Origin of the sequence: Streptomyces cinnamoneus (genome assembly GCF_014650495.1) — a bacterium.
GTDB classification, from domain to species: domain Bacteria; phylum Actinomycetota; class Actinomycetes; order Streptomycetales; family Streptomycetaceae; genus Streptomyces; species Streptomyces cinnamoneus.
On sequence record NZ_BMVB01000067.1, the window covers coordinates 1 to 2,511 of the forward strand.

Sequence of the window (2,511 nt, forward strand, 5' to 3'; positions counted from 1 at the left end):
CCACGCCTGATCGGTTAACTCATGCCGACGAACCACACACCACCAACGAGCACAACGACTTTGCGGACACGGCCTAGACCCCTGGCCACCCATCCCGCGATCACTCAAAAAGGGCCAACCTGCCCGTCGCCGCAGTCTTGCGACCTCGAAATCAGGCACTCAGCTTGTATTTTAACCCCTGCCTCGATCAGTTTTTGGCTGGTCGAGGCAGACAAGAGAGCTCGTACGGAGCTGAGTGCCAGCCCTCAGTCTTCATGCGACACACCGAGGTCATGGCGCATAGCGGTTCTCATAGCTCGGAGCATCTCCCAGACCTCGTACTGGGCCTGGGCCGCGGTCTCCATCGTTTCGCCTGGTTCGGGGGCGCCGCGTTCGAGGCGCTTGACCTGTCCGTAGACCTTGTTCAGGGCTTGGTTGACGACACTCGCTCGCCTGAGTACTTCTTCGGGGGCGACCATCTGTGCTTCGGAGTATCGATCGCGGTGCGCGTTCTTCGCCTCCTCAAGTGCGTCACTGTCGGCCTCCTCCACGCCGCGTTCCCTCATGACGTGCAGGTGGCGGTTGAGTGCGGTGGTGAACTGGCGAGCATCCCGGTTGAGTTCCACATAGCAGGTGCGTCGCAGCGAACGGTTCTCGCGGACCTCCTCATGATCTCGAACGAGCTCTATCTCCAGGCGCTTCGCTCGTTCGGAGCCGCGCTGGGTGAGTAGCGCCCCTCCCAGGGTTCCTGCGACGCCTGCCACAGCGATGATCACTGAGCTGAGATCCACCGATACCCCGTGAACTTCTTCGGCCTCGTACCCGCTGCACGTGGCCCAGGCTGTCAAGTTTGCCGCTCCTCGGTGCGCCAGGGTTTGGTGCCCTTCTTATGGTGGGCGGGGCGGCTGTATGCCTCTCCGGTGGCGAGGACTCTGCCCACGTCATGACGGGTGGCCGGCCGGCGGTTCTTCGAACACGGCAGCCGGCCAGGGCCCGGGACGAGACGGTTTCGGTGCACTGGCCGGGAAGCCGGTCTTCGTGCACAGGTTCCTGAACCCCCTGCGGACCCTGGCGGGCATGAGCCTGTTCGGCGGAGCCGGATTCTCCCAGGGGCGCCGGAGATCGGTGGCCAGCGGCCGCGCGAGCCGGAGCTGGGCATAGGCGGCGATCACCAGCCACGTCCACCGGTCGGCAGCCTCCGAGCTGCGAAGCCGGGGCTTGGTCCACCGAGTGTCTGCTTGAACAGGCGGAAGGTGTGCTCCAGGTCGAAGCGGCGGAGGAAGGTCTGCCAGCAGCGGTCGACATCAGCCTGGGGGCGGCGGTGCCCGACCACCACAGCCAGACCGGCTTGTTCACCCCGCCGCTGGGCAGCTTGTCCACGGTCAAGCGGATGACGGTGCCTTCGATGATGGGTAGCGGTCCGTCGTAGTCGATCCAGGGCGCCCGGCGGGTGAGCCGCGGATGCAGGCGGTCCCATGCCTGCGCGATCGCCTTGCCGTAAGGCGGGTATCGGTGGTCGTCACAGCCTGCTCAATACCCCACGTGCAGGGGTCACCGAAGACGAACTCGCCTCCGTGCTTGGGTGGTCGGCCGCCCTTGGGGTCGTAGACCCGCGGCGGTGTCGGCCGTGCATGACTCGGTCGGAGCGGAGTCTGCCGAGGATCTCGACGGGCAGATCGGTCAGCAGGTGGGCGATGCGGGGTGCGTCGTATCCGGCGTCCAGCACGACCAGGGCTTCGGGGTCGCCCGGCTTCCACTGGCCGGCGGCGACGAGCCGCTCGACCAGCTCGCGGAGCTGGACCGTGGTCACCGCGGCGACATCCGCGCCGGGCTCCAGACGAACCGCGTCCAGCACCGCCGTCCACGCCGTCCGGCCGGTCTCCGGCGCAGCCACGATCGAGTACGGCCAGCCCGGGACCATCTGATGCTTGCCCTCACCCCGACCGTAGGTATGGCAAAAGGAACGGTCAGCACAGGTGTTGGCGTCCGGCCGCAGCCACGGCGAGACACATCAGCGGCCAGGACAATCCGACCATCCGCCGCCCTCGGCAAACGGCATCCCGGCCAGGGCCCGACGTAGCCGGACGACATCGATCCGTCCCTGGTTGAGACCGTCGTAAAGGGCCCCGCGCCCAGGGCTTCGGCGTAGCCGGATGATGCCCGGTTTCTGATCACCCGAGGTCGAGGAGCGCGAGCGGTCGTTGGGGGTCGCGAGCGGTGCGGCGGAGGGCGGCAGCGATGTTGGTGACGCCGGGGCGTTTCAGGATGCCGATGGCGAGGTTGCGCCACGCGGCCATCGCCCGGGGCGCGTTTCCGGTCCGCAGTTGGGAGGAGTCCTCGGCGAAGGTGGTGTCGCGAAGGTGGTGCGGGGACTCAATGCCCCAGTGGTCGCGGACCAGCCGGGCGAGCCGGGCGGGGAACGCCTGCTCGGCGGTCAGGCTGGTGACGGCCTAGATGTGTTGTTCGGTGAGGTTGGTGACGCGGCTGGCGGGTGTTTGGCCGTGGATGCCGGTGTGGGGTCGGTGGTAGTTG

2 protein-coding genes and 1 pseudogene are annotated in these 2,511 nt (G+C 67.1%); 1 reads left to right on the forward strand and 2 read right to left on the reverse strand.

Going from position 1 to position 2,511, the window contains the following annotated elements; all coding sequences use genetic code 11:
- Nucleotides 1-245 precede the first annotated feature (245 nt).
- The gene (locus IE182_RS31470; protein ID WP_229845294.1) at nt 246-827 is read right to left on the reverse strand and encodes a hypothetical protein; all 582 of its coding nucleotides are present in this window, start codon (nt 825-827) and stop codon (nt 246-248) included.
- Nucleotides 824-2,113, reverse strand: a pseudogene (locus tag IE182_RS31475) (NF041680 family putative transposase); the annotation flags it as partial. The pseudogene IE182_RS31475 and the gene IE182_RS31470, both read right to left, overlap by 4 nt.
- A 67-nt stretch (nt 2,114-2,180) precedes the next feature.
- On the opposite strand from IE182_RS31475, the gene IE182_RS32355 reads away from it, so the two are divergent.
- A partial coding sequence (locus IE182_RS32355; protein WP_229845295.1) for a hypothetical protein occupies nt 2,181-2,511 on the forward strand: 331 nt, incomplete at its 3' end.